General features: G+C 55.5%; 23 protein-coding genes and 1 pseudogene. 10 read left to right on the plus strand and 14 right to left on the minus strand.

Annotated elements, in window-relative coordinates:
• Positions 1–13: 13 nt before the first annotated feature.
• A pseudogene (locus JZ655_RS06270) lies at positions 14–442 on the minus strand (fimbrial protein); the annotation flags it as partial.
• A gap of 219 nt (positions 443–661) precedes the next feature.
• On the opposite strand from JZ655_RS06270, the gene ybiB reads away from it, so the two are divergent.
• A complete protein-coding gene (gene ybiB, locus JZ655_RS06275; RefSeq protein ID WP_207293283.1) occupies positions 662–1,624 on the plus strand; it encodes a DNA-binding protein YbiB in 963 nt (320 codons plus the stop codon).
• Positions 1,625–1,721: 97 nt separating this feature from the next.
• Here the strand turns inward: ybiB and ybiJ are convergent, their stop codons facing one another.
• The 4 genes from ybiJ to JZ655_RS06295 form a co-directional block, all read right to left on the minus strand.
• Entirely contained in the window at positions 1,722–1,982 is a 261-nt protein-coding gene (ybiJ, locus tag JZ655_RS06280) for a DUF1471 family protein YbiJ (RefSeq protein WP_040076463.1), read from the minus strand.
• A gap of 285 nt (positions 1,983–2,267) precedes the next feature.
• Entirely contained in the window at positions 2,268–2,534 is a 267-nt protein-coding gene (locus JZ655_RS06285; protein ID WP_207293284.1) for a DksA/TraR family C4-type zinc finger protein, read from the minus strand.
• A gap of 70 nt (positions 2,535–2,604) precedes the next feature.
• Positions 2,605–3,282 carry a PKHD-type hydroxylase YbiX gene (gene ybiX / locus JZ655_RS06290; protein ID WP_207293285.1) on the minus strand — a complete coding sequence of 226 codons (678 nt, stop codon included), beginning with the start codon at positions 3,280–3,282 and terminating at the stop codon, positions 2,605–2,607.
• Positions 3,283–3,341: 59 nt separating this feature from the next.
• A complete protein-coding gene (locus JZ655_RS06295) occupies positions 3,342–5,630 on the minus strand; it encodes a catecholate siderophore receptor Fiu (protein ID WP_207293286.1) in 2,289 nt (762 codons plus the stop codon).
• Positions 5,631–6,054: 424 nt separating this feature from the next.
• On the opposite strand from JZ655_RS06295, the gene JZ655_RS06300 reads away from it, so the two are divergent.
• Entirely contained in the window at positions 6,055–6,690 is a 636-nt protein-coding gene (locus tag JZ655_RS06300) for a recombinase family protein (protein WP_207293287.1), read from the plus strand.
• A 103-nt stretch (positions 6,691–6,793) separates the two neighbouring features.
• Here JZ655_RS06300 and mcbA read toward each other — a convergent pair whose 3' ends face one another.
• Entirely contained in the window at positions 6,794–7,057 is a 264-nt protein-coding gene (gene mcbA, locus JZ655_RS06305) for a DUF1471 family periplasmic protein McbA (protein WP_040076459.1), read from the minus strand.
• 240 nt (positions 7,058–7,297) lie between these two features.
• Here mcbA and rlmF point away from each other — a divergent pair, with 240 nt between their 5' ends.
• Positions 7,298–8,209, plus strand: a complete 912-nt coding sequence (rlmF, locus tag JZ655_RS06310; RefSeq protein ID WP_040076458.1) for a 23S rRNA (adenine(1618)-N(6))-methyltransferase RlmF — start codon at positions 7,298–7,300, stop codon at positions 8,207–8,209.
• On the opposite strand, the gene ybiO is transcribed toward rlmF, so the two are convergent.
• The 6 genes from ybiO to rhtA form a co-directional block, all read right to left on the minus strand.
• Positions 8,206–10,431 carry a mechanosensitive channel protein gene (ybiO, locus tag JZ655_RS06315; protein ID WP_207293288.1) on the minus strand — a complete coding sequence of 742 codons (2,226 nt, stop codon included), beginning with the start codon at positions 10,429–10,431 and terminating at the stop codon, positions 8,206–8,208. The genes rlmF and ybiO overlap by 4 nt on opposite strands.
• 128 nt (positions 10,432–10,559) lie before the next feature.
• Positions 10,560–11,282, minus strand: coding sequence for a glutamine ABC transporter ATP-binding protein GlnQ (gene glnQ, locus JZ655_RS06320; RefSeq protein ID WP_040076456.1), 723 nt, complete (start codon positions 11,280–11,282; stop codon positions 10,560–10,562).
• Complete coding sequence (gene glnP, locus JZ655_RS06325; RefSeq protein ID WP_040076455.1) at positions 11,279–11,938, minus strand: glutamine ABC transporter permease GlnP; 660 nt, start codon at positions 11,936–11,938, stop codon at positions 11,279–11,281. The genes glnQ and glnP overlap by 4 nt, the downstream gene beginning before the upstream one ends.
• A 74-nt stretch (positions 11,939–12,012) precedes the next feature.
• Positions 12,013–12,759 carry a glutamine ABC transporter substrate-binding protein GlnH gene (glnH, locus tag JZ655_RS06330; protein WP_040076454.1) on the minus strand — a complete coding sequence of 249 codons (747 nt, stop codon included), beginning with the start codon at positions 12,757–12,759 and terminating at the stop codon, positions 12,013–12,015.
• Positions 12,760–13,118: 359 nt separating this feature from the next.
• Positions 13,119–13,622, minus strand: coding sequence for a DNA starvation/stationary phase protection protein Dps (dps, locus tag JZ655_RS06335; protein ID WP_040076453.1), 504 nt, complete (start codon positions 13,620–13,622; stop codon positions 13,119–13,121).
• Between the two features lie 301 nt (positions 13,623–13,923).
• Positions 13,924–14,814, minus strand: a complete 891-nt coding sequence (gene rhtA, locus JZ655_RS06340; RefSeq protein WP_046886922.1) for a threonine/homoserine exporter RhtA — start codon at positions 14,812–14,814, stop codon at positions 13,924–13,926.
• A gap of 354 nt (positions 14,815–15,168) precedes the next feature.
• Here rhtA and ompX point away from each other — a divergent pair, with 354 nt between their 5' ends.
• Entirely contained in the window at positions 15,169–15,690 is a 522-nt protein-coding gene (ompX, locus tag JZ655_RS06345; RefSeq protein WP_207293289.1) for an outer membrane protein OmpX, read from the plus strand.
• 68 nt (positions 15,691–15,758) lie between these two features.
• Here ompX and JZ655_RS06350 read toward each other — a convergent pair whose 3' ends face one another.
• Entirely contained in the window at positions 15,759–17,342 is a 1,584-nt protein-coding gene (locus tag JZ655_RS06350; protein WP_207293290.1) for a phosphoethanolamine transferase, read from the minus strand.
• Between the two features lie 278 nt (positions 17,343–17,620).
• On the minus strand, positions 17,621–17,749 hold the full coding sequence (gene mntS, locus JZ655_RS06355) for a manganase accumulation protein MntS (RefSeq protein WP_046886919.1): 129 nt from the start codon (positions 17,747–17,749) through the stop codon (positions 17,621–17,623).
• Between the two features lie 184 nt (positions 17,750–17,933).
• Here mntS and mntR point away from each other — a divergent pair, with 184 nt between their 5' ends.
• The 6 genes from mntR (at position 17,934) to JZ655_RS06385 (ending at position 24,940) form a co-directional block, all read left to right on the plus strand.
• Positions 17,934–18,407 carry a manganese-binding transcriptional regulator MntR gene (gene mntR / locus JZ655_RS06360; RefSeq protein ID WP_040076448.1) on the plus strand — a complete coding sequence of 158 codons (474 nt, stop codon included), beginning with the start codon at positions 17,934–17,936 and terminating at the stop codon, positions 18,405–18,407.
• Positions 18,404–19,513 (plus strand): anion transporter, encoded by a 1,110-nt coding sequence (locus JZ655_RS06365; protein ID WP_207293291.1) that lies wholly within the window; start codon positions 18,404–18,406, stop codon positions 19,511–19,513. Before mntR ends, JZ655_RS06365 begins: the two co-directional genes overlap by 4 nt.
• Positions 19,514–19,614: 101 nt before the next feature.
• Positions 19,615–20,709, plus strand: a complete 1,095-nt coding sequence (locus JZ655_RS06370; protein WP_046886917.1) for an HlyD family secretion protein — start codon at positions 19,615–19,617, stop codon at positions 20,707–20,709.
• Positions 20,706–22,277, plus strand: coding sequence for a DHA2 family efflux MFS transporter permease subunit (locus JZ655_RS06375; RefSeq protein ID WP_207293292.1), 1,572 nt, complete (start codon positions 20,706–20,708; stop codon positions 22,275–22,277). Before JZ655_RS06370 ends, JZ655_RS06375 begins: the two co-directional genes overlap by 4 nt.
• Complete coding sequence (locus tag JZ655_RS06380; protein ID WP_207293293.1) at positions 22,277–23,800, plus strand: efflux transporter outer membrane subunit; 1,524 nt, start codon at positions 22,277–22,279, stop codon at positions 23,798–23,800. Before JZ655_RS06375 ends, JZ655_RS06380 begins: the two co-directional genes overlap by 1 nt.
• A 99-nt stretch (positions 23,801–23,899) precedes the next feature.
• Complete coding sequence (locus tag JZ655_RS06385) at positions 23,900–24,940, plus strand: aldo/keto reductase (protein ID WP_040076443.1); 1,041 nt, start codon at positions 23,900–23,902, stop codon at positions 24,938–24,940.
• The last annotated feature ends 27 nt before the right edge of the window (positions 24,941–24,967 follow it).

The following is a 24,967-nucleotide window of genomic DNA, read 5'->3' on the forward strand; positions in this document are numbered from 1 at the left end:
GCAGCATCACCCTTCCCGCCGTCAGTGGATATTGACGAGAGGGGGTGTATAAGCTGACCGGTTGATCGGTGGAGTCCAGCAATTGAATTGCCACGCCTGTCGCTGCGTCCGCATCGGGTGTCAATGCCAGCGCACTGTTGTTATCACTGTCCGGGGTGCCGCCAAAATTAATGGCAGCGGAGGTGACGGATTCCGGGCAATTCTTTAGTTGAATATCAAATCGTGTCGGCGTGCTGGTGGAGCCTGCACCGGTAAAGACCGTTTTAGAGACCTGGCCCAATTCGACATTCAGCGGGTTACTTATTCCATTCACGACCTGACAGGCGGAATCGATAATTTCGCCCGTAAAGTTAATTTGTCCTTCGCCATCTGTCGCCGCCAATGCGGATGCCGAACATCCTATTGTTGCAGCAATAAAAAAACCTAAAGCAACCTTGTTCATACGTAATCCTGATTGTGTTACCTCAACAACTTTTCGCTGCTTATTTAATCAGATTGTCCCTCTGTAAGAATCTTTTGCCCGAACCACTAATATTTCATTAAGCGCTTGCATTCATTTTTTTATTGAAAAAACAGCGCATTCAACGCGGCGGATAAAAAGCTTTCGGGGCGCTGTTTATCAGGGCTATAGTGTTTACATCATGCCGCAAGGAGAGATGCCGTGGATTATCGTAAAATTATCAAAGAGGTAGGTCGGGGAAAGAACCACGCCCGCGACCTGGATCAGGAGACCGCACGTGCGCTCTATAGCGCCATGCTTAATGACGAGGTACCTGACCTTGAGATGGGCAGCATCCTGATCGCGCTGCGAATCAAGGGTGAGGGCGAAGCAGAGATGCGTGGGTTTTATGAGGCGATGCAGTCACGCACCCTGCGCCTGACGCCGCCGGTGGCGAAACCGATGCCGATTGTGATCCCAAGCTATAACGGCGCGCGCAAACAGGCCAACCTCACGCCGCTTCTGGCCATCCTGCTTAATAAACTCGGCTTCCCGGTGGTGGTGCATGGCGTCAGTGAAGATCCTACGCGCGTGCTGACCGAAACCATCCTGGCACTCCTGGGCATTCAACCCACCCTGACGGCCGGGCAAGCTCAGGCCAAACTTGAAGGAAACCAGCCGGTTTATATTCCCGTACATGCGCTTTGCCCGTCGCTGGACAAGCAGCTCGCCCTGCGCTGGCGGATGGGGGTTCGCAATAGCGCACATACCCTGGCAAAACTGGTGACCCCTTTTGAAGAGGACAAGGCGCTGCGTCTTTCCAGCGTGTCTCATCCGGAGTATGTCACCCGGGTGGCGAGCTTTTTCGCTGACATTGGCGGACGGGCGCTATTAATGCACGGCACGGAAGGGGAAGTGTATGCCAATCCGCAGCGCTGTCCGCAAATCACCCTGATTGAGCCGGCTGGTACGCGCGTGGTATGGGAAAGAGGCGAGGAGCAAAGCGAGGTGGTCTTGCCGGAGGGTAAAGATCCACAGGTGACCGCCCACTGGATCACCCAGTGCCTTTCTGGGCAGGTGCCGGTGCCGCACTCCATTAAGTTACAGCTCGCCTGCTGTCTGTTGGCGACCGGGCAGGTTGAGACGGTAGAAGCGGGTTTAGCTCGCGTCGCACAGTCATTTTAGGCAAAAAAAAAGCCCGTCCAATCCAGGACGGGCCAAAACAAGGGTAATAACAACAGGGTCAATGAGGGTTGGAGCAGTGATTCAGTAAAACAGGCGATTATTTATAGATAACCGCGGTACCGCTAAGTTTGTTATTGGTGTTCGCAGACGTAATGGTATAACCGCTTGCACCTGCCGCTGCGGCTTTCTGAGCCAGCTGCGCTTCAAGACCGTCCAGCGTGGTCGCACCTTCTGCGCTTACCACACCGATTTTATTCATGCCGCTTGCCTGAGAAGGCGAAACAGATTGTGCCGCAAAGGCACCAAAGGAAAGCGCAGACAGGGCAACAGCAGCAACAGCATATTTGATGGTTTTCATGGTTAATCTCTCGCAGGTTATTCTGTAAAGGGGACGATGTTCCGTCGATGTGATAAGTATCACGCTTTTTTGCGAAAGATAAAATCGAAGAGAATTGACGTCATTGTTCGAAAAAATTGAATGACAAATAAGTTATTGAATATTAATAAATTCAGGGCGCGTCTTTACGTATCTTCGCGCAGCGCTTTACAGACGAAACGGTAAGGGCACATTTTGCGAAACGCATGCTGAAATTTCGTGCACGTAAACGAAACCGCTTGCGTTGCGAAGAAGGGTAAAGAAAAGTCAGCGTAACTGGCTATCCTTAGATCCTCTGCGATTATATCCTGCATATCCGTTACTTTGTGAATCTTTATCCTGCTGACAGGTGATGCACAACCGTACCCCTGGCACTGCCTTGCGCCGCGCTTCAGGAATCGGGTTGTCGCACTCTTCACAGAATGCCAGACTTTCACCCTGCGGGATCTCGCCGCGCGCCCGCGCAACGGCATCTTCAATCGTACTGTTGATCTGTTGATTGACCGCGTCATCATTTGCCCAACCGGAAGCCATCGCCTTACTCCTGCCTCTGTTAACCCTTCTTCAAATATGGGGTTAAAAAAGAGGCAGTCAAGGCGCGCCATCAGATTTCAGACCACTCTCGCAGCAGGTTGTGATAATGGTTGAGTAACGACAACACCTCCTCACTTTCACCGTGACGGGTGCGCAGCGTCTGGATATTGCGGTCCAGCTCGAAGAGCATCGCTCGTTTTTTATCGTCGCGGATCATCGACTGGATCCACATAAACGAGGCTACCCGCACGCCGCGCGTCACCGGGGTGACACAGTGCAGGCTGCTGGCGGGATAAAGAATCAGATCGCCGGCCGGTAGCTTCACGCTGTGCTGCCCGAAGGTGTCGTTGACCACCAGCTCGCCGCCATCGTAACTCTCGGGTTCACAGAGAAAGAGGGTGGCGGAGAGATCGGTTCGCATCCAGCCGCTTTGCGGATGGCTACGCACGGCACCATCCACGTGAAAGCCATAGGTCTCCTGCTGCTGATAGCGGTTAAACAGCGGGCTGGAGATTTGACGGGGCAGGGCGGCGGCAAAAAAGAGTGAGTGCTGATTGACGGCCTGTAGCACGGCGGACTGGAGCTTCTGGTACAACTCGCTCTGGGTATCGACCTGCTGATTATTTTTGACCTGCGCGCCCTGGTTGCCCACCGTCGCACGGCCATCGATCCAGGGGGCGAGCGCCAGCTGCGCGCGAAGCTGGGCGACTTCATCAGTCGTGAGTACGCCAGGAATGTGATACATCATAAGAACTTCTCCGGGAAGAGGCTGTGGGGAGAAAGGTGGGGCCGTAGCCCCACACGACATCAGAAGTGCATGTTGGCGGTTAACATCCAGGTACGTGGTTCACCCGGATGGTAGCGATATCCGCTCTTGTTAATCGAAGAGACATACTCTTCATCAAACAGGTTATAGACGTTCAACTGCAGATCCAGATTGCGGTTGATGCGATAGCCCAGCTTCGCATCAGCGACCCAGTAGCCTTCGCTGAAGGATGGTGTGCCCACGGCGCCATCGGTGCCGCGATGCATACTGCCGATGTAACGCGCGCCTGCGCCAACAGAGAGCGCATCGGTGGCCTGGTACTGGCTCCATAAGGTGAAGGCGTGCTCCGGAGTGTATGGCAGGGAGGAGCTGCCATCCTGCGCGACATCTTTACCGCTGCGCACCGAGGCGTGCTGCTGGGTATAACCGCCGATAATTTGCCACTGCGGCGTAATATTCCCCACCGCCGACAGCTCGTAACCCTCTACGCGTTTTTTGCCGTACTGAGAGTAAGTGCCGTCTTCGTTTTGCTCCACTTCGTTTTCAATATCGGTACGGAACACCGCCGCCGAGAGCAGCAAGCGTTTATCCAGCAGCTCCCACTTGGTGCCAATCTCGCTGGTTTTCGCTTTCTGCGGTTTAAAGTCGGTACGGTTAGCGCTGCTACCGGTGCCCCCCTGGGCCAGCGCGAAATTGCTGCCCCCCGGTGGTTGCTGGGAGATGGCATAGTTGAGGTAAACATTGCCATTGTCGGTCAGGTGGTAGAGCGCACCCGCTTTCCAGTTCACCAGGTTACCGGATTTCGCCGTATCGACGGTGGTGACCGGCGACCCTTTTGTTACGCCCGTCGGGCAGGCGACCGCACCGCGCCCGGTACCGCCGCAGCTGCTGGCGCTGTCATATTCGGTACGGTAGCTGTCGAGACGAATACCGCCGTTCAGCTCAAAATCACGGGTAACTTGCAGGGTATCAAAAGCGTAAATGCCGAAGGTATCGGTCTGGCCGTTGGCATTCGCCCCATTGCGGTTGAGGCCGCCAATATGCACGCTGCTGTCTGGGTGATAGAGATTGACCGCCGGCGGGGAAATGGCATTTACCCCGTAGTTGGTCTGGGTTTCGCGTGTGAACTCGACCCCTGTGCTGATGTCATGGCCCACCGATCCGGTAAAGAATTTGGTGGTCAGGTTGGTCTGGTTAGTCAGGATCTTATTGCTGACATCTTTGGTGTTGGCCAGGCGTGACCAGGTCCAGCTATCCACATTGTTAGGATCTGGCCGGGTAATGTTGTTGGCGCCGCCCATCACCGCCGTCATCAGATAATCCTGCTTCACGCGCGACCAGCGGGTGGTGTTACGCAGGGTCGTGACGTCGTTGATGTCGTGTTCAAAGCGCAGGGTGGCGGTATCGGTGGTGGAGTCGTCGTAATCGGAATCCGTACCGTAGAAGTTATGGGTATCCACTTTGCCAGCGCCATTCAGCGCCGAAGTTGCGGCATTGGGGGCCGAGTAGCCCGGCAGACCCACGGTCGGAATACCCCCGTCCGGGGTGTTGTGCTGCGTGACGTGGAGATAGTTCAGATAGAGACGGTTTTCCGTACCCAGCCCCCATGCCAGCGACGGTGCCACACCGTAGCGTTCATTTTTAACGTTATCGCGGCCCGCGTCGTGGGTCTTTTCACCCATCAAATTGAGGCGAAACGCAGAGGTCTCGCCCATTGTCTGGTTGATATCCAGCGTGCCCCGGCGCATATAGGCGCTGCCGAGACTGGCTGAGGCGTCGATGCCCGAGTCCAGACGCGGCTGCTTGCTGATCATATTAATCGAGCCGCTTGGCGCGCTGCGGCCATAATCGCTGCCGGACGGGCCCTTGATCACCTCGACCTGCTCCGTATTGAAAGTGTCTCGCGATACGCTGCTGATATCCCGAATGCCATCTACATAAATACTGTTTGAGGTGTCCACACCGCGCATATAGACCGCATCGCCGGTAGTCGAGTTACCATTCTCACCCGCAAAAAAGGCGCCGACGCCCGGCACGTTTTTCAGCGCATCGGTCAGGTTGGTCACCCCCTGATCCTTTAATACCTGCTCAGAGACCACCGTCATGGTGCGAGTGGTGTCGGCGATGGGGCGCGCAAACTTCGGATCGGCGGAGTGGGTGGGGGCATACAGAGAGGGCGGTTGAGCTTCAACCACCAGCGTATCGTCAGATTTTTTATCGGTTTGATCCGCAGCAATAGCGGTAGCGACAGGCGTCAGGCCGATACACAGACCCGTGAAGAACGTCAGCGAAGAGAAGCTGCTGAACGGAGTATTGCGATTGTTTTCCATATTGTTTAGCGACTTATAATTTTTAGAATCACATTTCATTACGTCTATGCCACGCGAATACAGTAATGAACCTACAAATGATAATAATTGTGATAAACATTATCATTTGGCGTGAATTTTTATCACTCTCCTGAAAAAAATGAAATACATAAATTTACATTAGCTACTAAAAATCTTCACATTGCTGCATCGCTGCCAGCACCCTTATGCGCAGGGGTGACATCTTGTCTCTAACTTTCCGTACCTGTTTTCGGCGATAAATTATAATTCAGGACAGCAAGCCAGCTTAGGCTGCCTCTGGCGCAGCGCCTCTCGCTTTTGAGTCTGGTCTAATGCGATGAGCAATAGGGGCAAATAAGGGTAATGCGATAACCCGAATGCGAGATCAGCTGTGCGACAACGTTAATGCGATAGCGGGGGCGATATGTTCATCAGAGCTTATTTACAAGCGTCTGCAGAGGATCCCTGGGCCGATCGGGTGAAAGAGGTACTGGACGGCTTTGTCCAGGCCCGGGGTCATCGTATTGCCAGCTACTATCGGGAAAATTTCGCTTCCCTCACGTCTGACCGCCCCGAGTTCGCGCGTCTGCTGGCAGAAAGCTTGCCGGGGGACATCCTGCTTATCGATCGTATTGATCGCTTAATCCGCCTGACGAGCCACGACTGGAGCCGTTTGACCAACCAGGTGACGCAGCACGGGCTACGGATCCTGAGCCTGGATCTCCCGGCGACCTGGCAGATGATGAGCGGCCCTTCAGATCCGGCGGTAGCGGTGGCGATTAATCACACCTTACTGGACACCCTGGCCGCTCTTGCCCAACAGGCACTGCAGCATCAGCGCGTTCGGCAACAGGAGGGAATTGCCCGGGCGCAACGTCTGGGTAAGTTCAAAGGGAAGCCGCCGGATCGCGAGCGGCATAAAAAGGTGTTGTACTGTCGGCAGGTGAAAAAGATGAGTATTCAGGAGACTGCGCAGGCGACCGGCTATAGCCCATCGCAAGTTTGCCGTATTCAGGCTTTATATCGCCAGACGGAGAAACCTCTGGCAGAGCGAGAATAAAAATACTGCGCCCTAAGATGTCATGCCGATCAATCGAGCACGATTACACCACGCTTAACCGATCAGCATTACACCTAAAGATGCAGCCTCAATGGCCGGAAACTTACTTGTAAATAGTGGCAGTCCCGAACATTTTATTATCACCGCTGGCCGATTCCACGGTGAATCCTGTCGCACCCTGTTCACGGGCTTTTTCCGCCAGTTTACTCTGCAGGTCGTCGAGGTTGGTAGCCCCGGAAACGGAGACAGTGCCGGCGGGACGGAGTTGATTATTCGCATCGCCACGCATAAGCGGTTCTGCCGCCAGGGCGGCGAATGATGCGCCTGCCAGCGTACCGGCGGCGAGCATTACGAGATATTTTTTCATGGTCACACCTCTTATCACTTCAGATGAGTCAAGGTAAGTGTAGGACGGCAATGCGTGTGATTCAGCGCAAAAAATTGATGGAGATATGCTTATTTTTTGAACGATATTTTTTGACAATTCAATGACAAATCATAGACATCCAGGCATTTGATTTTTGACGCTTTGTTCTCATGCGTAGAGAATGATTTACCCTTGTGCCAGCAAAGAGTATCTTACGCCGCTGTTTTGAAGGAGAACGCCATGACATCCCAGAAGCCGGGGTTGCACCCACGCAACCGCCATCACAGCCGTTACGACATGAATGCCCTTTGCCAGAGCTGTCCGGCGCTGCGCGATTTTATTATCTCGTCACCTGCGGGCGAGCCAACGGTGAACTTCGCCGATCCGCAGGCGGTAAAGACGTTAAATAAAGCGCTGCTGGCCCATTTTTACGGCGTCGCGCAGTGGGATATTCCGGAGGGCTATCTTTGCCCACCCGTACCTGGGCGCGCGGACTATATTCACCATCTGGCAGATCTGCTGGCGGCGGATCGCGGCGGCGTGGTACCTGCAGAGGCCACGGTGCTGGATGTCGGTACCGGCTCGAACCTTATCTACCCGCTGATTGGCGTCCATGAATACGGCTGGCGTTTCACCGGCAGCGAGATTGACCCGCAAGCCTTTGCCAGCGCCACGGCGATCATTAACCACAATCCGGGCCTGAGCCGCGCCATCCGTCTGCGTCGCCAAAAAGAGGCCACGGCGATCTTCGCGGGCATCATTCATAAGAATGAGCACTACGATGCCACCCTCTGCAATCCCCCATTCCATGACTCCGCCGAAGCGGCACGCGCGGGCAGCGAGCGCAAGCGTCGTAATCTCGGCCAGGCGGCGGATGGGGCGCTGAACTTTGGCGGCCAGCAGCAAGAGCTCTGGTGTGAAGGGGGCGAGGTCGCGTTTATCAGTAAGATGATCGCCGAGAGTGCGCAGTACGCAAGACAGGTTAAGTGGTTTACCACCCTGGTGTCGCGCGGTGAAAATCTGCCGCCGCTCTACCGTGCGCTGACGGCGGTCGGTGCGGTAAAAGTGGTGAAAAAAGAGATGGCCCAGGGTCAGAAGCAAAGTCGCTTCATCGCCTGGTCCTTCCTCGACGATAACAAACGTAGCCGTTAAAGCGTCGGCGTCTGTGGCGGCAGCGTGGGGGGAGCAGGGGAGGCCGGCGACGGCAACACCTGATAGGTTTGAACCGGCATCCGGACGTCGGCCAGATCGAAGTGCTTCTTCACCATGCTGTCGAGAGCGAAACGCACCGTCCACTGCTTCAGCGGCTGGGTAGTGAAGGAGACGCGCAGCGTAAAGGCGGTATTCGTCAGCCCTACAATCCCGGCGAACGACGGCTCGCCGATAATCAGGCCCCGAATATCCTCCTGCTCCATGAGTTCGTCTACCGCCGCCTTTAACGCCCCTTTGGCCTTCTCCGCATCTTCATGGCGATCCACATCGTAATTGGCGACCACCGAACCGATACCGCGAACAAAGTTGGCGAAGGTGGTAATCGAAGACCAGGGGATAATGTGATACGCCCCGGTATCTTGCCGCACCCCCACAGAGCGAATCGACATCCGCTCTACCGTGCCGGTTAACGGCCCAATCGTCACCAGATCGCCGGTGTTCATCCCGTTTTCAAACTGGATAAAGATCCCGGTGATAATGTCTTTGACCAGCGTCTGGGAGCCGAACGAAATCGCCAGCCCCAGCGCCCCGGCACCGGCCAGCAGAGGAGCGATATTCACGCCGATTTCTGAGAGCACAATCATGATAGTGATAGTACTGATGATCACCGCCAGCGCGTTGCGGAACAGCGTCAGCAACGTGCGGGCGCGGGCGCTGGGCAGCGGACGGCCATGAATATCTGACACCAGCCGGTTTTCAATCAGGCTGGCGAGCAGCGTCCAGCCGACGGCAGAGAAGAAGAGGATCAGTGCAATGCGGATCACGATATCCACCGCTTTTTCCCCCGCGCCGTTGTGCAGCCAGTTCCAGAAATCAAACAAGCTCCAGGCATTGAGTAGCAGCATAATCGCCACCGCCACGCAGAGGATCCTGGCCACCTTCAGTGAGGCGGAAATCCAGCCGTTAAGCCGTTTTTGCAATTCCGGGTAGTTGCGCTGCACCTGCGGCGACAGGGTGATGGTTTTGGCCAGCCAGCGTGAAAGCAGGCCAGAGATAAAGGCCGCAATCCCGATAATCGCCAGGCTCTGGAAGGTGGCACCCATCATAAACTTCAGGCTGTTGCCGGGATCGAACAGCGAGAAGAAGCAGAGCACAATAAAGTAGGCGCAAGCCAGCCAGTGCCACACCAGCGCAAACGCGCGAATAAATAGACTGAAGAAGGATAAGGAGCGGTCAGCCAGGTGCAGCAGTCCCTCGGTAATGGCCCGCTTATTATGAAAGATAAGATAGAGCGCCCAGACGGTGATGCAGAGCATAATCAGCACGTTAGCCAGCGCACCGATCTGCACATTGACCTGGTTGGAGATAATGGGCACCGCCACCAGCAGGCCATAACCAATGAGTCCGCTCAGGGTACTCAGGCGCAGCGACCAGTATTTTGCGGTCCGATCGTCGATGTTGAACGGACGTAGCTCCGGAACGTGAGGGCAAAATATTAGCCGTAGAATAGCTTTAAAGAATTCGATCAGCGCGAAAGCGTTAAGGAACAACCCCTGCTGGAAGGCGATGGTTTTGTTGCCGGCATGCAGGTTATCACTGAGCAACTGGCCGACGAAAAGGGTGAGTACCAGCAGCAGCAAGTCGATAATAAAGGCGGTGGTAATCATCAGCGGCAGATGTAGCCAGCTACTCTTCTCGCGGTTTTTCTTTCGTCCCCACGCGCCCATTTTACGGTACAGCGGCCAGGCGCAAAGGCGCACCAGCCAGTAGAACGCAAAGACCAGCCCGGCGAGGATCAGGAAATGGCTGGCGGCATTGAGAAAGGTATCCGGATTAAACGCTTTGTGTGGGGAGCCAATCAGGTTGCGGTAGAGTTGCGCAAAGCGGGTTGCCAGCGCTTCGCCATAGTGACGCCCAACATCCGTGACATTCTCCAGCACCGTTTTCTCTTCTTCGATGGCCGGCGGCGTGATTTTGGGCGCCGTCTCCTGCGGCGGCGTGGCGGCCGCGGTACGCAACTGCCCGATCAACTCCTGACGTGACGCGTCATTTTCAAGGACATCCGCCAGAGCGGAGTAAGCCGCTTTCTTCTGTTCAACGTCGGGCTCTGCCGGGGCTGCCCCCTCTGCTGCCGGGGTCGTCCCCGTGGTGACGCCCGGAATAGTAATCGCCTGCGCAGGGGCACACAGCAGGCTAACAAGCAGCAACAGGATCCACGGCACGGCGTCCTCCGATGACAATATTCAGCAAAAAGATAAGTATAGATGGCGGGGGAGGGAGAAATGGTTTTGAGAACATTCCGGCGTAAAAAAGCCGGGCGAACCCGGCTTAGCGTATTAACAAAGCACCGTCAGGAGACGTGCTGCAGGAACTCCTGCAGACGCTGGCTTGGCGGATTCTCGATCAAGGTCTGCGGGTTGCCATCTTCAGCAATACGCCCTTTATCGATAAAGATCAGACGTGAAGCGACTTTCTCGGCAAAGCCGATTTCGTGGGTCACAATCACCATCGTCATCCCTTCTTCCGCCAGGTCCTGCATCACCTTCAGGACTTCATGGCGCAGTTCCGGGTCAAGCGCAGAAGTAGGCTCATCAAACAGCATCATCTTCGGCTTCACCGCCAGCGCGCGGGCAATCGCCACACGCTGCTGCTGACCACCGGAAAGTTCAGAAGGATAGTGGTGACCACGTTCGGCCAGGCCCACTTTCGCCAGCAGCTCTTTTGCCAGCTTCTCAGCTTCCGCTTTATTGGCACCGCGCACGCGCAGCGGGCCAAACATTACGTTTTCCAGCGCGGTCAGATGCGGGAAAAGGTAGAACTGCTGAAACACCATCCCCGCTTCCTGGCGGATAAGGCGTTCATCGACTTTCGGGTCATTAACCTTCAGACCATCGACAATCAGGTCGCCGCTGGTGATCTCTTCCAGTTTGTTAATGCAGCGCAGCAGCGTGGATTTACCGGAACCCGATGGGCCGATGATCACGACCACTTCGCCCGTTTCGATCTTCAGGTCGATATTATGCAGCACCTGGGTCTGACCAAAGTGCTTGGAGACGTTTTTGAATTCAATCACAGGATTTTCATCCTTCTTTCCAGACGACGTAAAACAAAGCTCAGTGCCAGCGTAATAATCAGATAAACCACGGCAACGGCGGTCCAGATCTCGAGCGCACGGAAGTTACCGGCAATGATCTCCTGGCCCTGACGCGTCAGTTCGGCCACGCCGATCACAATGAACAGCGAGGTATCTTTAATGCTGATGATCCACTGGTTACCCAGCGGCGGCAGCATACGGCGCAGCGCCAGCGGCAGAATAACGTGACGAATGGTCTCGCGGCGAGAGAGACCCAGGGCGAGGCCCGCTTCGCTAAAGCCTTTATGAATCGACAGCACTGCCCCACGGGTGATCTCCGCAATGTAGGCACCGGAGTTGATCATGATGGTGACCACGGCCGCGCTGAACGGATCGATACGCAGGTCAGTAAAGGCCATAGGCAGGGCGAAGTAGATGAACATCACCTGTACAACGATAGGTGTGCCACGAATGATTTCAATGAAAACCAGTGCGATGTGGTTGGCAATCCAGCCGCCGTAGGTGCGGGCGAAACCGGCGACGAGGCCGATAATCAACCCGCCAATGAGACCGAGGACCGAAATCCACAGGGTCATTTTGGCGCCTTCAAGCAACAGAGGAATGGCGGGCCAGATGGCGCTCCAGTCAAACTCCATGATTAGTTCCTGTTTTTACCGTGGTGAAGACAACAGGGGGCGAAGTTCGCCCCCACAGAAGAGCAAACGCGTTATTATTTTGGTTCAGTACCGAACCATTTTTTATAAATTTCGTTATAAGTGCCGTTCTCACGCAGGGTTTTCAGCGCGCCGTTCACTTTAGTACGCAAATCGTCGCTGCCTTTCGGGAAGGCGATACCGTATTCCTGCGCTTCCAGAGACTCACCTACCGCCTTGAACTTGCCGTTGCCTGCGGTTTTGATGAAGTAAAGGATGTTCGGGGTATCGTGCAGCACCGCGTCAGCGCGGTTGGTGCCCAATTCCATATAGGCGTTATCGATGTTCGGGAACTGACGCAGGTCTTTGGTTTTGATGTTTGCTTTTGCGTAGTCAACAGAACCGGTACCGCTCTTCACCGCAACCACTTTACCGTCGAGATCTTTAGCGCTTTTCACATCGTTGTTATCAGCTTTGACCATCACCAGCAGGCCGCTTTTGTAGTAGCCGTCAGAGAAGTCGATCGCTTTTTTACGCGCATCAGTAATGGTGATACCGGCCAGTGCCAGGTCCACGTTTTTGGTCTGCAGTGCCGGAACGATGCCGCTGAAATCCATTGGCTTCAGGGTGTAGTCCAGTTTCAGCTCTTTAGCGATAGCTGCCCACAGATCCACGTCAAAACCAACGTACTGGTCGCCTTGCTTGAATTCGAACGGAACAAATGCGGTGTCGGTGGCAACGATCAGTTTTTTATCAGCAGCCTGAGAAGAAACCGCGAAAGCCAGGGTCAGTGCAGCCAGTGAGACTTTTAATACAGACTTCATAGCATTTCCTTTTATATCCACGGGGCGATCCCCTGCGAGAACGAACGGCTATATGAAAAAATCGTGCCAACTTTGCAAGTGGTTGTTTCACAAAGGAGCTACACCAGAGTCTTGCGCATTCTATGGTGCAATTCGCTTTCTTTGCACCACAATGGAGCACTGTTTTGGTGCAGGTGATTTTTGATCGCTATAGCCCTGCTATTAAGCGCATATATTGATGAAAAAACAATCTCGCGTTAACGATTGTGTGAGGTGATTATTACAAATCTGTCACTTTTGCCTGGCATATAGACGATTTGTTGCACCATAGATGTGCAAAACCCCCGCCGAAGCGAGGGTTAAGGCTGAAAAACAAGGTATTACTCGATGTTAGCTTCGATGAACCACAGATACTGATCCAGATCGCGGGACGCTGCGGTAAAGATGTCAGCGGTATCTTCATCTTTGGCTTCGCCAATGGCTTTACGCACGTCGTTAGCGACTACGGCATAACGGTCTGCCAGCTCTTTCAGATGATCCTGCACGCTGTGAATATCCAGCGGGTAGCTTTTCAACGGAGTTTTATTGTTGATAACCTGCGTGGTGCCCAGCGCCACGCCACCCAGCTGAACGGCACGCTCAGCCATGGTATCCATATGTGCAGTCAGTGAAGTACGGAAGCCATCCAGCATCTCATGTACGGCAATGAAGTTGGCGCCGCGCATATTCCAGTGGGCCTGTTTAGTAATCAGCGACAGGTCAATGAACTGGATCACCTGGCGATTCAGCAACTCGATTGTTGCTTTCTTATCGCTATCCGATACATCGTTGCGGGTATAAAGCAGATTAGACGCTTTCGTTTTAACCAGTTTAGCGGTACTCATAATCTCATATCCTCTTGATGTTTGTGTCCCAGGTAATTACTGGAGATAAGTATAGCACCACATTTTTAGCCTGCGACCCGGTACTGCCTATCGGTTTAATAGAAAGAATAATTAAGACTTATTAAAGGTCCTGAAAATCAGAGGCTTATAATATTTCGTTGTAAAAGATTCTTATTTATAAAAATCGGCAAGAGAGGAGAGAGAATATTTCCGATTGATGACAATTTGTGCGGGCATATTTAATTTCGCGCAATCTGGCTTATATTCTGCATGGCGCATATTGGCCATGCAGAATTACCCGTCAGCGGTTGATATCTACCTCTTCGACCTTGCTTTCGCGCCGCAACGTCAGGGTTGAGCCCATCGACGCGGCAATAATAGAGCAGAGCGCCAGCGTCTGGGTGAAGGTGAGCGTTTCGCCGAGAAACACCATACCTGACATGGCTGCCAGCGCGGGCTCCATGCTCATCAGGGTGCCGAAGATGCGCGTGGGCAGGCGGGTGAGCGCGATCATCTCCAGTGAGTAGGGGAGCGCTGTTGAAAGGACCGCGACCGCCAGCCCGACGGGCAAAATCGACCACTGCCAGATCGACTCGGTGGCCTGCGCCATCCCCAGCGGCACAAAGATGATAGCGGCAATCAGCGATCCCAGCGCCACCGTTGCGGGGCCATGCTCTTCCCCCGCACGCTGACCGGTAAGGATATATAAAGCCCAGCAGGCACCCGCGCCAAGCGCCAGCGCGGCACCGGTTAAATCCACATGCGCAATGTCCTGACCGAGGGGGAGCAGGAACCACAGCCCCAATACCGCCAGCACCACCCAGACAAAGTCTACCGGGCGGCGCGAGGAGAAGAGCGCCACCGCCAGCGGGCCGGTAAACTCCAGCGCCACCGCAATTCCCAGCGGGACGGTCTGTATTGATAAATAGAAGAGGTAATTCATCGCCCCCAGCGACAGGCCATAAAAGAGCAGCGGCAGGCGCTGTGATTTTTCAAAACGCAGACGCCAGGGCTTAAAGATAATTACCAGGATAAGCGTGCCAAGCGCAATACGCAGCGCCGTTACGCCCGGCGCGCCGATCACGGGAAAAAGAGATTTCGCCAGCGATGCGCCGCTCTGGATAGACAACATGGCGATAAGAATAACGACAACCGGCATCCAGACCGGCGATTTGCGGGGCAACCCAGGCATCCTTTCTCCTGTCAATTTATGTCAAACGAAGTAAAGGTGGCAGTGTAATTGAAATAAGCTGTCGCGGTTGAGACTTCGTTGAAAAAAAGTTCCCTGAAATCCGTAGAATGGCATTCATAGACCGGGCTTATTGCCAAGCAGTTTAGGAATAGTCTGGATGAATGTATTGAATCTGACGCGCACTATTACATTTTTGGGATGTATTTTCGGTGAGATTTGAAAGAGATAACTGATTATGGAAATAATTAGTTACACCAAAAGGGCCGTTAGACATCACTAATCAGAAAGAGTTTCACAAGAATTTTTGATATATTTAAAACTTACGGACTTACTTGAAGCACATTTGAGGTGGTTATGAAAAAAATTGCATGTCTTTCAGCACTGGCAGCCGTTCTGGCCGTTTCCGCAGGCACCGCAGTAGCGGCAACTTCTACCGTTTCCGGTGGTTACGCTCAGAGCGATATGCAGGGCGTTATGAACAAAACTAACGGCCTGAACCTGAAATACCGCTACGAGCAGGACAACAACCCACTGGGTTGGATCGGCTCCTTCACCTACACCGAAAAAGATCGCTCTTCCGGTGATGTGTATAACAAAGCACAGTACTACGGCATCACCGGTGGTCCTGCTTTCCGTCTGAACGACTGGGCAAGCATCTACGGTGTAGTGGGTGTGGGTTACGGTAAATTCCAGCAGACTTCCGACACCGGTCTGGTTCGCTCTTCTGACGACACCAGCGACTACGGTTTCTCCTACGGTGCAGGTATGCAGTTTAACCCAATCGAAAACGTTGCGCTGGACTTCTCCTATGAGCAGAGCCGCATCCGTAACGTTGACGTTGGCACCTGGATCGCGGGCGTAGGTTACCGCTTCTAATCACTCCGGTGAGCCAATAAAAAATCCGCCCCTGTGGCGGATTTTTTTTGTCTTCAACAACCCAATCCTTACCGACTTTGGGTGGCGAAAATGTCGCTCCCCAGATGGTTATAGTCCACTTTCTGCAACTTGAAGTTCGTGACATAGACCGGCGGTGCCTTTTGGCTGGAGATAAAGCGGTAGTGACTGGCGATCTCTTTTGCCTGAATTCCCGTCCACTGAGAGAAGAAGCTCAGGAAATCGTTCGCCGAGCGGCGGGCCTTGATGATGCGGTGGCTCTTATCGTCGCTGGAGAGCACCATAAAAGGCACCTGGAAGTTTTGCTGGAAGGCGTCATCATGGGCCAGATACTGCACCGCTTTACCGCGCTCTTTAAACGCCAGCCCGTGATCGGAAAAATAGACCATCGAGAAACTGTCGCCCGTATTTTGCAACTGGCTATACAGCTGACTTAACAGCTGGTCGGTCTGCGTCATGGTATAGAGGTAACAGGAGGTCTCTTTCGACTGCACAAACTCGGCGTATTTGCCTTTGGTGCGATCGCAGGCCTGTGGGTGCGAGCCCATCAGATGCAGCACAATAAGCTGCGGCTGCGTACGATGCGTGCTGAAAACCTGCGCAGTCATCTTCAGCAGTGCCTCATCCTGGGTATTTTTATCGGCTTCAAAATCACCGCTCTTCAGGAACTGCACCTCGTCGGCACGCTTAGCAATACTGGCGATGGCGGTATCATATTCGCCAATCTGGCCCTGATTGGAAAACCACCAGCTCTGGAAGCCGGCACGGTTCGCCAGGGTGACGAAGTTATCCTGATACTGGGGTTTGTTATCCACTACCCGATTAAGCGTCAGCCCCAGTGACTTCTGCGTAGAGCCGCTGGCGGCAATATAATCGGTAAACAGGGTGCCATTCACCGCACTGGCAAAAGGGGTGTTGTTCCAGTGGCCGCCAAAGGCGCCCAGCGCATCGCGGCGAGCGCTTTCGCCTATCACCACCATATAGATGTGATATTTCGGCTTCACCGCCGTCACGTTCCAGGTATCTTTCATCTGCGACAACGCGCTCATGCGCGCCTGTTCGTCGATCACTTCCTGGTTGTTCACCACCACGTCTTTCACAAAACGGAAGACCGGGTAGCCGCTATCTTTCAGCCTGAAGACGCCACCCCATGCCAGGTTCTGCACCGGGGCGACAAAAAAGGCGGCAAGGCTGACGGCCAGGTAGAGGCTGTCCAGTCGGTTCCACCCTTTTTTGGCTTCGGGTTTACGTCGCACAGCAATGACGCCCAGCGCAAAGATAAACAGGCCAACCACATAGCTGTACCAGGGGAAGATGGTCAGGATCTCTGTCGACTCCTCCATATTGGTGGAGTGCATCGCCAGCAGGGTATTAAAGTTGGGTGCTCCATAGGCCTGAGAGAAGGGGAAGTACATTGCCCCCACCAGCGAGCAGATGCCCAGCAGTCCTTTCTGCACGCGCGGTGCGCTACGCCACAGCAACAGCAATACGCAGGTAAAGGCCACCGCGTAGAGCAGACTGAAAGGGTAGCCCAGCGCAAAATTAATCAGCAGTGATTGTAAAAAGTAGAATCCCGTCCACGGGCTTAAGGCCCGGCCGCGGGTCACAAGTGATTCTTTCAGGGTTAAATTCATAGGTCACAATCATGAAAACGCCATGTGCTCACCCTGGCGCCAAGGGTCAAAACCTGCCTGAGAGTGCGGAGAAGGGGAATTGGGGTCCGCGTCTGCGAGCCGCAAATAGTGCAGGGCTGCAAGAAGATAGTGCCAGCGGCGATGAAGGTCAACAGCTATAAAGAGGATGTTTTGCGAAGAGGGCTACAAATCCGTAAAAAAGATCCGGCAATTTGCCTTACGGCCCAGTCTACAAAGGAAGTGTGACAAAAAAATGAAGCGGCGTACCGCGACGCTGCCTAGCGGGAAGGTTTATCGTTCTGCTGTGATTTGCCAGTAATCATGTCGCAAATCATGTTCAGCAGCATTAAGCGTACTGTGAATGGAGAGTGGCTAAACACCTGTATACACCTCTTGAATTCGTTCATCTCAACCTCCTGATGAATGATCCCTTCGATCCCTGAAGGTGACTGCATTACATACAGATATAGCACAGGCTATATTTTATAGCTATGGCTATTACGTTAATTTTTTGTGCTTGTTCACGCATGGTTTACAATGGCCGCACTTGAATTGCGCTGCTGGAAGCGTCACCCCCATTGAGGAAGCACAATGACCCATCGTGCAGGTAAAACCACGACAAGAAAAAAGACGCAGCTGGTAAATGTTGAAGAACACGTTGAAGGATTTCGTCAGGTTCGCGAAGCGCATCGTCGCGAGCTGATTGATGATTATGTTGAGCTGATTTCCGATCTGATCCGTGAGGTGGGCGAAGCACGCCAGGTCGATATGGCCGCACGTCTCGGCGTCTCCCAGCCGACGGTGGCAAAAATGTTGAAACGACTCGCCTCGGTGGGGTTGATCGAGATGATCCCATGGCGCGGCGTTTTCTTAACCCCTGAAGGTGAGAAACTGGCGCAGGCCAGCCGCGAACGCCATCAGATTGTGGAAAACTTCCTGCTGGTGCTGGGCGTCAGCCCCGATACTGCCCGCCGCGATGCGGAGGGGATGGAACACCACGTTAGCGAAGAGACCCTGCAGCAATTCAGCGAGTTTACCCGCAAATACGGGCCTGCCTCTGAATGACCTTTCCAGGCTTGGGGGCGCTGGCCCGCGATCGTTTCTTTCATCTGTTAGTCTTGATTGGCGTCGGGCTCAGTTTTTGCGTTCCTTTCGCCCCCCAGCGCTGGCCTGCCGCTATTGACTGGCACACCATCATTACCCTGAGCGGGCTGATGATGCTCACCAAAGGGGTAGAGCAGAGCGGCTTTTTTGACGTGCTGGGACGCAAAATGGTTCGTCGCTTCGCCACGGAACGTCGCCTGACGCTGTTTATGGTCTTCTCGGCGGCGCTGCTCTCCACTTTTCTGACCAACGACGTGGCGCTGTTCATCGTGGTGCCCCTGACGCTAACGCTGCGCAAGCTCTGCGAGATCCCGGTCAATCGATTGATCATCTTCGAAGCGCTGGCGGTCAACGCCGGTTCACTGTTAACCCCGATCGGGAACCCGCAGAACATTCTCTTATGGGGACGCTCTGGCCTGTCGTTTGCCGCTTTTAGCTGGCAGATGGCGCCCCTGGCGGCGGTGATGATGGTTACGCTGGGGGTGATGTGCTGGTTTGCATTCCCGGCAAAACCGCTGCAGTACCATACCGGCACGGCGGCCACGCAGGCGTCACCGCGTCTGGCGTGGAGCTGCCTGGCACTCTATCTGGTCTTTCTGGTGGCGCTCGATCTGAAACAAGAGCTGTGGGGGGCGCTGCTGGTAGCCGGCGGTTTCTTACTGCTGGCGAGGCGCGTCCTGGTAAGCGTCGACTGGACGCTGCTGCTGGTCTTTATGGCGATGTTTATTGATGTGCATTTGCTGATTCAGGTGCCGGCGCTGCAGGGTGTGCTGCAAAACGTAACTCATCTGTCGCAGACGGGATTATGGATCACCGCTATAGGGCTGTCACAGGTGATAAGCAACGTACCCTCGACCATACTGCTGCTCAATTATGTCCCCCCCAGCGCACTGCTGGCCTGGGCCGTCAACGTCGGGGGTTTCGGGCTTCTGCCCGGTTCCCTCGCCAACCTGATTGCCCTGCGGATGGCGAACGATCGCCGTATCTGGTGGCGCTTCCACCTCTGGTCAATCCCGATGCTGGTCTGGGCATCGCTGGTCGGATTCGGACTATTCCTTCTCATATAATGCGCAATTTGTCAGTTTTTCCTGGCAAATGTATAGCAACGTCCTAGCTTTATTGAACGGCATAGTGTGATGCCGCTCACTGACAGGACCGTTGCTGAACTATGGCTGAAGATCAAAAGTCCCCTGCTGACGAGCAGGAAAAAAACAATAATGAGCGTAAGCGTCCGGGTAAAAAACCGTTAATTATCCTCGGCATTGTCGTGGTGGTGATGGTTATCGTGGCGCTGGTGTGGTGGTTTTTAACCCGTAATGAAGAGACAACCGACGACGCCTTTACCGACGGCGACGTGGTGACCATTGCGCCGAAAACGGCAGGCTACGTCACCGAACTGCGCGTGCGCGATAACCAGCGCGTGAAAAAGGGCGATCTGCTGGTGGTGATCGACCCGAGAGACACCACCGCCCAGCGCGATCAGGCGCAGGCCCAGCTTGGCCTGGCAACCGCACAGCTGCATCAGGCCCAGGCGCAGCTGGCGCTCTCAAAGGTGCAATACCCCGCGCAGCGTGATGAAGCGAAAGCCCAGGTGCTAAAAGCTCAGGCGGATCTCGCCAATGCGCAGGCGGAATATCGTCGTCAGCGCGGGGTCGATCCGCGTGCGACCACCCAACAAAGTATCGATTCCGCTAACGCCCAGCTGCGTAGCGCGCAGGCGGGCCTGGCCAGCGCCCAGGCGCAGCTTGAGGTAGCGGAGCAGGTTCAACTGCAAATCCGCCAGCAGGAGACCAACGTCGAAGCGCGTCAACGCCAGGTGGATCAGGCGAAAGCGCAGCTCGAAACCGCCAACCTCAATCTTTCGTACACCGAAGTCCGCGCCCCGTTTGATGGCTTTGTTACCAAACGCAACGTGCAGCCCGGCACTCTGGTGCAGGCAGGCTCGGCGCTCTTCTCGCTGGTCTCCCCGAACGTCTGGGTGGTGGCAAACTTCAAAGAGTCTCAGCTTGAAAGGATGAAGCCGGGCGATAAGGTACAGGTCTCCGTGGATGCCTGGCCTGACATGGAGCTTGAAGGCCATATCGACAGTATCCAGCAGGGCAGCGGCTCGCGTTTCTCCGCCTTCCCGTCAGAAAACGCCACCGGCAACTTTGTTAAAATCGTGCAGCGCGTGCCGGTGAAAATTGTGATTGATAAGGGGCTGGATCCGAACAAACCGCTGCCGCTGGGGCTGTCGGTTGAACCGAAGGTCACAGTGGAATGACGGATCAGAGTCACGATAACTGGAAGCCCGCCAGTAACCCCTGGGCGGTGGCGATTGTCGTCACCCTGGCGGTGTTTATGGAGATCCTCGACACCACCATTGTCAACGTGGCGCTGCCGCACGTGGCCGGGTCGCTCTCGGCCAGCTATGACGAATCCACCTGGGTGTTAACCAGTTACCTGGTGGCAAACGGTATTGTCCTGCCCATCTCCGCCTTTCTGAGCCGGCTGTTTGGCCGCAAGCAGTTTTTCTTAATCTGCATTGTGATGTTCACCATCTGCTCATTCCTCTGCGGCATTGCCACCGAGCTGTGGCAGATCATCCTGTTCCGCATCATGCAGGGCTTCTTTGGCGGCGGCCTGCAGCCTACCCAGCAGTCGGTGCTGCTTGACTACTTCAAGCCTGAGGACAGGGGCAAAGCCTTTGGCCTCTCGTCCATCGCCATTATCGTCGCCCCGGTTCTCGGGCCGACGCTGGGCGGCTGGATCACCGACAACTACTCGTGGCGCTGGGTCTTTTTCATCAACATTCCGGTCGGGATCGTCACGGTGCTGGCGATCTACCAACTGCTGGAAGATCCGCCCTGGGAGAGCAAATCCAAAGAGAAACTCTCTGTCGACTGGACGGGGATCAGCCTGATCGCGCTCGGGCTGGGCTGCCTGCAGGTGATGCTCGACCGGGGTGAGGACGACGACTGGTTCTATTCAAACGTGATCCGCACCTTCGCGGTGCTGACGCTTATCGGCATCATCGGTGCCATTTACTGGCTGATGTATGCCAAAAAGCCGGTGGTCGATCTGCACTGCATGAAGGACAAAAACTTTGCCGTATCCAGCCTGCTGATGGCGGGGATGGCAATGATCCTCTACGGCAGCTCGGTGGTTATTCCGCAGCTGGCCCAGCAGGATCTTGGCTATACCGCCACCTGGTCGGGCATGGTGCTATCGCCTGGGGCAATATTGATCGTATTGACCATACCGCTGGTGCTGAAGCTGATGCCGGTGGTGCAGACGCGCTGGATCATCGCCTTCGGCTTTACCTGTCTGGCGGTGTCGTTCTTCTGGTCCCGCACGCTGACCCCGGATATCGATTTCGAAACCCTGGTACTGTTCCGCAGCGCCCAGTCGATCGGACTCGGGTTCCTGTTTGTACCGCTCACGACCATTGCGTTTATCTCGATTCCGCGGCAGCTCAACGCCGATGCGGCGGCGCTGTTTACCATGTTCCGCAACGTCGCAGGCTCGATAGGCATTTCGCTGTCGACGGCGGCGATCACCGAGCGTTCCCAGGCGCACAGCGCACATCTGGCCTATCACGCCTCGCCGTTCAACGAGCAGTTCCAGCTGGCGATACGCGAAAGCGCTCAGGCGATCCAGGATTTCACTACCCAGGTCGGCGACCCGACCGGCATCGCCACCGGGCGGATGTACCAGACCATGATCGAGCAGTCGCGCTTTTTGGCCTACATCGACGTCTTCACCCTTCTGAGCGTGGTGGCCTTTTTACTGATCCCGTTTTGTTTGTTGCTCTCGCCGGTTAAGAGCGAGGGGAGTGCAGGAGCACACTGATGATACACAGACGTTTACACCCTCTGATGATAATGCTGTTGCTCGCAGGCTGCGCCGTGGGGCCGGACTACCAACAGCCCGCACCGCCTGCGGTCACCCACTGGAACGACAAGGGGGATGGCGAGGTAAATTCGAAAACCGTTTCGGCCGCCACCAACCCACGCTGGTGGAAAACCTTCAACTCGCCGCAGCTCGATAGCCTGATTGAACGCGCCATCGCCGGAAACCTCTCCCTGCAGCAGACCGTGTTGCGCATTGCCGGAGCGCGGGAACAGATCAACCAGGCGGGCGGGGCGTTTTATCCGTCGGTAAACGGCAGTTTACAAGCAACGCGCCAGCAGCTCGGGCTGGAAGGAGAGCTGAAATCGCACGGGGTATACGACCAGCTTGATAATGTCGACCCGCAGCTGCGGGGCGCGTTAGGCCCGCTGACCCAGCCGATCAACCTTTACCAGGGCAGCTTTGACGCCCAGTGGGAAATCGACCTGTGGGGCAAGGTTCGCCGTCAGGTCGAAGCCGCCGAAGCGCAGCAGCAGGCGGCGATTGAGCAGCGTAATGACGCGCTGGTCTCACTGGAGGCGGAAGTGGCGCGGGCGTGGCTGCAGCTGCGCGGCGCGCAGAGCATTATCGCCACCCTCAATACCCAGATTGAGAGCGCCCGGCAGACGCTGGATCTCACCGACAACCGCCAGCGCGGCGGGTTGTCACCCCAGATGGACGTGGAAAATGCCCGCGCGCAGCTCGGTACGCTTGAAGCGCAGCTTCCGCAATATCAGGCGCAGGCGCGACAGGCGATGAATGGCCTGGCGATCCTCCTCGGCAAACCGCCGGGGGCGCTGGATGCGGAGCTGCAGTCCACCCAGCCGATGCCCGCCCTGCCGGACATTGTGCAGACGGGGATCCCGTCCACGCTGGCACGTCGCCGCCCGGACGTACGCGAGGCGGAGGCCAATCTCCACGCCGCCACGGCGCAGATCGGCGTTTCGGTGGCGCAGCTGTTCCCGAGCTTTACCCTCTCCGGTCAGTTTGGTCTGCGCAACAGCGAAACCAACTGGCTCACCGACTGGAGCAGCCACTTCTACAGTTTTGGCCCGCAGGTCTCCATTCCCATCTTCCAGGGCGGTCGGCTGGTCTCCAGCGTGAAGGTGGCGCGCGCACAGCAGGGCGCTGCGGTGCTGGACTATCGTCAGACGGTGCTAACGGCGCTCGGCGACGTGGAAAATGCGCTGGTGAGCTACCGTACCGATCAACAGCGTGAGGCAGGGCTGGCGAAAACCATCGATGCGCTGCAAAACGCCTTTGATCTGGCAAGCGACAGCTACCGGCAGGGGATTGCCACCTTTATCGACGTGCTGGATGCCCAACGACAGCTGGCGCAGGCCGAGCAACAGCGCGCGCAGGCGCAGGTGCAGAGCGCCCTTGACCTGGTCGCGTTGTACAAGGCGCTGGGCGGTGGCTGGGAGCCGTATCAGCAGGTGCAAATGCCAGACTACCGCGTCTTTGGCGATGCACCTCGCGGATAAGATGGCGAGAATTGGGCAAGAAACGGACAGGAACCGCACATTCGCGGTCGGCGTGCACCGGGTATAACTATGGGGTACTCAACAAACAAGGAGTCTCAAATGCGATATCAAAAACTCGGTAATACCGGCCTGTTCGTCTCTGAACTCTGCCTCGGTACCATGACCTTCGGCGGCGAAGGCGGCATGTGGGGCAAGATTGGCCAGCTCCAGCAGAGCGACGCGGAGCAGCTGGTAGGCCGCGCACTGGATGCCGGTATCAACTTTATCGACACCGCCAACGTCTACTCGGAAGGGCGTTCGGAGGAGATCACCGGCCAGGCGTTAAAAAACCTGAAGGTGCCACGGGAAAACGTGGTGGTGGCGACCAAAGTCTTTGGCGAAACCGGCACGGGCGGGGTGAACTCACGCGGTAGCTCGCGTTACCACATCATCAGCAGCGTAAAAGAGAGTCTGCGCCGGCTGCAGCTCGATCATATCGATCTCTATCAGTTGCACGGTTTTGATCCCGCCACCCCCATTGAAGAGACTCTTTATGCGCTGGATAACCTGGTGCAGCACGGCCATGTTCGTTATATCGGGGTCTCTAACTGGGCGGCCTGGCAGATCATGAAGGCGCTGGGTATCTCCGAGCGGTTGGGTCTGGCGCGGTTCGCCTCTCTGCAGGCTTACTACACCATCGCCGGGCGCGATCTGGAGCGCGAACTGGTGCCGATGATGCAAAGCGAAGGGGTGGGCTTGATGGTCTGGAGCCCGCTGGCGGGCGGCCTGCTCAGCGGGAAATACGATCGCAACGGACAGAGCGAATCCGGCGGCCGTCGTCTGGAATTTGACTTCCCGCCGGTGGAAAAAGCGCGTGCCTTCGATTGCGTCGACGTGATGCGCACTATCGCAGAGAGCAAAGGGGTCTCGGTGGCGCAGATTGCGCTGGCGTGGTTGCTGCATCAGCCGGTGGTCAGCAGCGTGATCGTTGGGGCGAAGCGGGTGGATCAACTGGATGACAACATTGCCGCCACCGAAATACGCCTGAGCGAAGACGAGCTAAAACAGCTTGATGCCGTCAGCGTCTTGCCGCGGGAGTACCCCGGCTGGATGCTGGAGCGCCAGGGAGAATATCGTCGGAATCAACTCGCACAGCAGTAATTTTCCACTTCCTTTCAGGGCCGGAGC

It is taken from the genome of Leclercia pneumoniae (assembly GCF_017348915.1).
Taxonomy (GTDB): domain Bacteria; phylum Pseudomonadota; class Gammaproteobacteria; order Enterobacterales; family Enterobacteriaceae; genus Enterobacter; species Enterobacter pneumoniae.